This is a genomic window from Pseudomonas folii (assembly GCF_014357575.1).
Lineage (GTDB): Bacteria > Pseudomonadota > Gammaproteobacteria > Pseudomonadales > Pseudomonadaceae > Aquipseudomonas > Aquipseudomonas folii.
The window spans coordinates 1-5529 of record NZ_JACONW010000239.1; the positions used below are offsets into that span (position 1 = coordinate 1).

Annotated in this window: 4 protein-coding genes; 2 read left to right on the forward strand and 2 right to left on the reverse strand. The window is 58.7% G+C overall.

Going from position 1 to position 5529, the window contains the following annotated elements; all coding sequences use genetic code 11:
* Positions 1 to 148: 148 nt before the first annotated feature.
* Positions 149 to 1354, forward strand: coding sequence for an MFS transporter (locus H8S59_RS25900; RefSeq protein WP_425504611.1), 1206 nt, complete (start codon positions 149 to 151; stop codon positions 1352 to 1354).
* Here the strand turns inward: H8S59_RS25900 and egtB are convergent.
* Both egtB and H8S59_RS25910 read right to left on the reverse strand, forming a co-directional pair.
* A complete protein-coding gene (egtB, locus tag H8S59_RS25905) occupies positions 1351 to 3501 on the reverse strand; it encodes an ergothioneine biosynthesis protein EgtB (RefSeq protein ID WP_187523276.1) in 2151 nt (716 codons plus the stop codon). The two genes, H8S59_RS25900 and egtB, sit on opposite strands and share 4 nt — an antisense overlap.
* A 94-nt stretch (positions 3502 to 3595) precedes the next feature.
* The gene (locus tag H8S59_RS25910; protein WP_095099447.1) at positions 3596 to 3964 is read right to left on the reverse strand and encodes a DUF427 domain-containing protein; all 369 of its coding nucleotides are present in this window, start codon (positions 3962 to 3964) and stop codon (positions 3596 to 3598) included.
* Positions 3965 to 4263: 299 nt separating this feature from the next.
* Here H8S59_RS25910 and H8S59_RS25915 point away from each other — a divergent pair, with 299 nt between their 5' ends.
* Entirely contained in the window at positions 4264 to 5439 is a 1176-nt protein-coding gene (locus H8S59_RS25915) for an XdhC family protein (RefSeq protein WP_187523277.1), read from the forward strand.
* Positions 5440 to 5529 lie beyond the last annotated feature (90 nt).

A 5529-nucleotide genomic window follows, 5' to 3' on the forward strand; every position in this document is an offset into this window, starting at 1 on the left:
CCGCCCAGACCAAGCACCGCTCCCACATGGAAATGCATTTCAATTTCATAATTTGATTACGGACACATCTGTCCGCTATAAGCGGAACCTTAGCCTGTTTTTCCGCCAATCGCAGCCTATTAATCTGGCCCTCTTTTCAACCGGGCTCATGGTTATGACTGACAACACGCTGGACCTTATTGATAGATCAACTGCAGAGCGGCTGCCGTGGGCGGCGTTGCTGGCATTGGCCATGGCGGGTTTTCTGACCATTCTTACCGAGGCGTTGCCCGCAGGTTTACTGCCCTTGATGAGCACTGACTTAAAGGTATCGCCCACTCTGGTGGGGCAACTGATTACGGTCTATGCCGTGGGCTCGCTGCTGGCGGCCATTCCGCTGACGGCCCTGACCCGTAATTGGCGGCGCAGGCCATTGCTGTTGATTGCCATCGCTGGTTTTGCAGTGGTCAACAGCATCACCGCGCTCTCCAATGACTATGGCGTAACGCTGGTTTCGCGATTCTTTGCCGGCGTTTTCGCAGGCTTGCTCTGGTCGCTGCTGGCCGGTTACGCCAGCCGTCTGGTGCCTGAACATTTACGTGGGCGCGCTATTGCGGTGGCCATGGTGGGAACGCCGTTGGCGCTGTCCATCGGCATTCCGGCCGGGACGCTGCTGGGCTCAGTCATCGGTTGGCGCTGGGCGTTCGGGATCATGAGCGTGCTGAGTCTGATCCTGGTGATCTGGGCACGTCTGAGCCTGGCGGACTTTCCTGGCCAGACCCAACAGCAACGCCTGTCGATCCGACAGGTGTTCGTGCTTCCCGGTCTTCGTTCAGTGTTGTTCACCACCCTGACCTTCGTTCTGGCCCATAACATCCTCTACACCTATATCGCGCCGCTGCTGGAACCCGCCGGTTTATCCGAACAGATCGACCGGGTGTTGCTGGCTTTTGGAGTCGCGGCGCTGGGAGGGATCTGGCTGGTGGGGGTGCTGATTGATCGCTGGCTGCGTGAACTGGTACTGATCAGCATCGTACTGTTCCTGTTCACCGCCTTGGCCTGGGCGGTCAACGGTGAAAGCAGTCAGCTGATTTATCTGTATGTGGCCCTATGGGGGCTGGCATTCGGAGGTGCGGCAACCCTGTTTCAGACCGCGTCGGCGAGCACTGGCGGTGCCGCCGCCGATGTCAGCCAATCGATGATCGTCACTGTATGGAATCTGGGCATCGCCGGTGGCGGACTGGCCGGAGGTTTACTGCTGCAAAGCTTCGGTGTGCAGTCCTTCAACTGGCTGGTTTGCCTGCTGCTGATCGGCGCCCTGATAGTCAGCGCCAGCGCGCATCGCGCTGGCTTTCCTTCGTCCAGACAAACTTAAGCGTGCAGCGTGAACAACGCCACTTCAGGTGCAGCGCTGACCCAATGCTGACTCACTGACCAACCCGCAGCGGCGGCCAGCGCGGTGAACGACTCTACGGTGAACTTGTGGGAGTTCTCCGTGTGCAGCCGCTCACCCACGCCGAAGTGGAACGTGTGCCCCGCCACCGAAGCCACTTGCTCCACACGACTGACCAGATGCATTTCCATGCGTTGGTCCTGATCGTTCCATAGCGCCAGATGCTCAAAGTCATCGACGTTAAAGGTACCGTCCAGTTCACGGTTGATCCGGGTCAGCAGATTCTTGTTGAAGCGTGCGGTGACACCTTGGGCATCGTCGTAAGCCGCAACCAGGGTGTCCGGTTCTTTGACCAGATCCACACCGACGATGAAGTGCGCGCTTTCACCCAGCAGGCTATGGGCAGAACGCAGGAACTTCACCGCCTGCTCGGGAGTAAAGTTGCCAATGGTGGAGCCTGGGAAGAAACCGACCCGAGGCAACCCATCAGCCGCCCTTGGTAATTTCAAGGCACGGGTAAAATCGTCGACCTGCGGCGCCACCGTCAGATGCGGGTATTTATTGCTGAGCTGATGAGCCGCCCGATTCAGGGCATTGGCGCTGATATCAATCGGCACGTACACCGCAATCTGCGGAGCGGCATCCAGCAACAGACAGGTCTTGTCGCTGGCACCACTGCCAAACTCCACCAAAGCAGCACCCTGCGGAACCAGCCCGGCCATCTGCGCGGCAACATCGGTCAGCAGTCGGGTTTCGGCGCGAGTCGGGTAGTATTCAGGCGTCTTGCAGATGGCTTCGAATAGCTGTGAGCCCGCTGCGTCGTAGAAGTATTTCGGCGAGAGATTTTTCACCGGGGAGGACAGCCCACCAATCACATCGCGGGCGAACTCACTGTCGTGAGGGTTAACCACTCCTGGCTGGCGGCTGTCCCTGGCCAAGCGCAGGCCGGAAACCACCCAGCGCTTTTCCGGGTGGAAGAAGTTGCGATAGGTCGCGCGGGAATGGCTCGGCGACGTGACGCTCGCTCCACCACGCAATACCATCTGGTTAATCATGAACTTGCCGTTGTATTCCCCTACCGCACTGGCTGCCGGACGAAATCCCGGGTAGGCGCTGTATGAGCTTTGGGTCCACTGCCAGGCAACGTCATCCACCTGTTCCAGCAAACCGGCAACCACGGCCGCCTCCCATTCAGCTTCAGTAGGCAATCGTGCATCAGCCCAATGCGCATACGCCGCTGCTTCGTAGTAGCTGATGTGGGTAACAGGTGCGTCCGGATCAATAGGCTCAAGGCCGCGCAACGTCATGCAGCGCCAGCCGTGTGTTTCGTCGTGCTGCCAGTACATTGGCGCGTTCCAGGCGTTTTCCTGAACGATGCTCCATCCCTCGGAAAGCCAAAGCCCGGCCTGACTGTAGCCACCTGCATCGATGAACTTCAGCCACTCGCCATTGGTCACCAGCCGATCACTGATCTCGAAAGACTGTAAATACGTGGTGTGCCGCGGGCCTTCGTTGTCGAAAGCGAAATCGGTGCCTTGATGGCCGATCTCGGTCAGGCCGCCCTTGAGCGGTTTGTAGCGGCCCCGTCGACCGGCCGCATCTTTGGGCCAGGCAGGGTCATAAGCCGGTCTGAGGGACGACGTACTGAACAGATGCAGGATATCCATCAGCAGCAATTCCTGATGCTGCTCCTCGTGGGCAAGGCCCAGTTCGATCAGGCTGCTCAAGTCTTGGGGTAGCGTACTTTGCAGCAGGAGGGCCATGTGCTGGTCGACATGTTCGCGATAAGCCATGACCTGATCAACTCCCGGGCGAGTCATCAAGCCACGCTGCGGACGTGGATGGCGCGGGCCGACGGCTTCGTAATAAGAGTTGAAGAGGTAACCGAACACCGGGTCGAAAGGCTCGTAGCCCGGTACGTTCTCGCTGAGCAGGAACGTTTCGAAGAACCAGGTGGTGTGTGCCATGTGCCATTTTGCCGGGCTGGCATCAGGCATGGACTGGACCACCATGTCTTCGGCGCTCAACGGCGCGGCCAGGCTTTGGGTTCGGCTGCGCACGTTCTGGTAGCGCTTGAGCAATTCGTTGGCAGCAGAAGTCTGGCGAGGCTCGCGTGAGGGGCTGATCATCAGTGTGAATCTCCGGCGTTGCCGCGACCTGTTTGTTCAGGCAATGCGGCGTCGAGCATTTCATTTATCAGGCAACCGGTGCACAAACACCGCTTCAGTCATGTGGCATCTCCGTCACGAACGTCACCCGCTCCGGGTAAAACGCTACGTGATTCCTGAGCTGCGCCACGGCACGGTAAGGCTGTTCATAAGTCCAGACCGCGTTCGGGATGCGTAGCCCATGGATATCCAGGCTGAAATAATTGGCGTCGCCTTTGTACGGGCAGTGGGTTTGATGTTCGGTTCTAACGTAATGTTCAATCCGTATATCCGAACGGGGGATGTATATAACCGGCGGGTATTTGGCCTCTTCAAGCAACAGCGCGTGATCACTGCGGGCGAGCAGCGTTTCTTCGAACATCACGCTGACCGGACCTTTGCAGGGGGTGATAGTGATGGGGTGGTCGTAGTCGGGGGTTTTCATGGTGCATGACCCTTTCACAGATAGCGTTGATTTTTATTTATGTCGCGCCCCTGCGGGGTCGTGGGACCGGCTTTAGCCGGGAAAGGGCCGGTACAATCGCTGCATCTCTGTCGTCTGCCATGCAGTCTTCCCGGCTGAAGCCGGTCCCACTTCATCAGTGTGTCCTTGCTTGCAGAGTAGCGTTCCTCTCTGGTCTCGCCAGCGGATAACCCAATGGTATGCGTCTGCAAACTGAACGTTTTCAGCAACCCTGCATCCGAACACTCTATGCTGTGCACACAGATTTCCGAGGTTTTGTAATGAATGATTTATCCCGCCTGCTCGAGGCTTTGTCCCTTGCTCATACTGACGGGCAGGACGCGGTCATGGCGACGGTGGTCAAGGTCGAGGGTTCGGCCTATCGGCGTCCCGGCGCACGGATGGTGATTCCGCAACTCGGCAGCGCCACTGGCACGGTCAGCGGCGGCTGCCTGGAAAGCGATGTGAGCAAAAAAGCCTGGTGGTTGACCGCCGCAGGCAAACCGGTACTGCGCACATACAGCACGGGTGAGGACGATGATGACCTTGAAGACGCTGAACTGAGCTTCGGACTGGGCTGTAACGGCACCGTGCATATTCTGTTCGAGCGAGTCAGTGCGCAGCATCCATCACTGGCAATCAGCGTACTGAAACAGGTGCAAGCCACCTCGCGCCCCGCTGCGCTGGCGACGGTGATCAGTTCCGGGAATGAGCACCTTGCAGCAGTAGGTGAACGGGTTGCGCTGTGGGCCGACGGCAAGCTTGAGCAGGAAATGCAAGACCGTGCACTCAGCCAGACCATCGCCGCCGACCTGCAAACCGTACTCACCGCCGAAAAGTCAGCCATTCGCAACTACGACGGTCACGCAGGATCAATTCAGGTGCTGCTTGAATTCATTCCGGCACCGCGTCGACTGGTGATCTTTGGTGCGGGGCATGATGCCGTACCACTGGTCAACATGGCGCACCTGCAAGGCTGGCACACCACGGTGATCGACGCGCGCACGCACTTTGCCCGCCAGGAGCGTTTCCCCGAGGCCGATCAAGTCAGCGCCCTGCCCTTGCAGCCTTTCGCCGGCATGCAGGCGCTGGTCGATGACGCTGCGGTGGTGGTCATGACCCACAGCTACACTCAGGATCGTCATTGGCTCAGTCAGGTACTGACACTGAATCCGCGTTACATCGGCCAGCTTGGGCCGCGCAGCAGGACCGAGCGACTGCTGGACGAAATGAGCAGTGAGATACGTCAACTGCCAGCCTTTGCAGCACTGCATTACCCCGTAGGTCTGGACCTGGGCGGCGATACACCGGCAAGTGTTGCGCTGTCGATCCTGGCGGAGATCAACGCGGTGCTCAACCAGCGTAACGGCGGCATGCTCAAGCATCGCGAAGCGAGCATCCATGCGGCGGATGTGATGATGGCGGGTGAGATGGGGTTGCTCAAGAGTGGGTCTTAGGTATTTTCTGACCTGCTGACATGTACAAAACCTGTAGGCCCCCCCTGTGTCCCTGACACAGCGTTGTCGCGCAGCAAAGATTGGACTTGT

Bases quoted from the DNA above. Each gene is read 5' to 3' on its own strand.
- H8S59_RS25915 (WP_187523277.1), top strand. From the start codon at position 4,264: ATGAATGATTTATCCCGCCTGCTCGAGGCTTTGTCCCTTGCTCATACT.
- egtB (WP_187523276.1), bottom strand. From the start codon at position 3,501: ATGATCAGCCCCTCACGCGAGCCTCGCCAGACTTCTGCTGCCAACGAA.
- H8S59_RS25900 (WP_425504611.1), top strand. From the start codon at position 149: ATGGTTATGACTGACAACACGCTGGACCTTATTGATAGATCAACTGCA.
- H8S59_RS25910 (WP_095099447.1), bottom strand. From the start codon at position 3,964: ATGAAAACCCCCGACTACGACCACCCCATCACTATCACCCCCTGCAAA.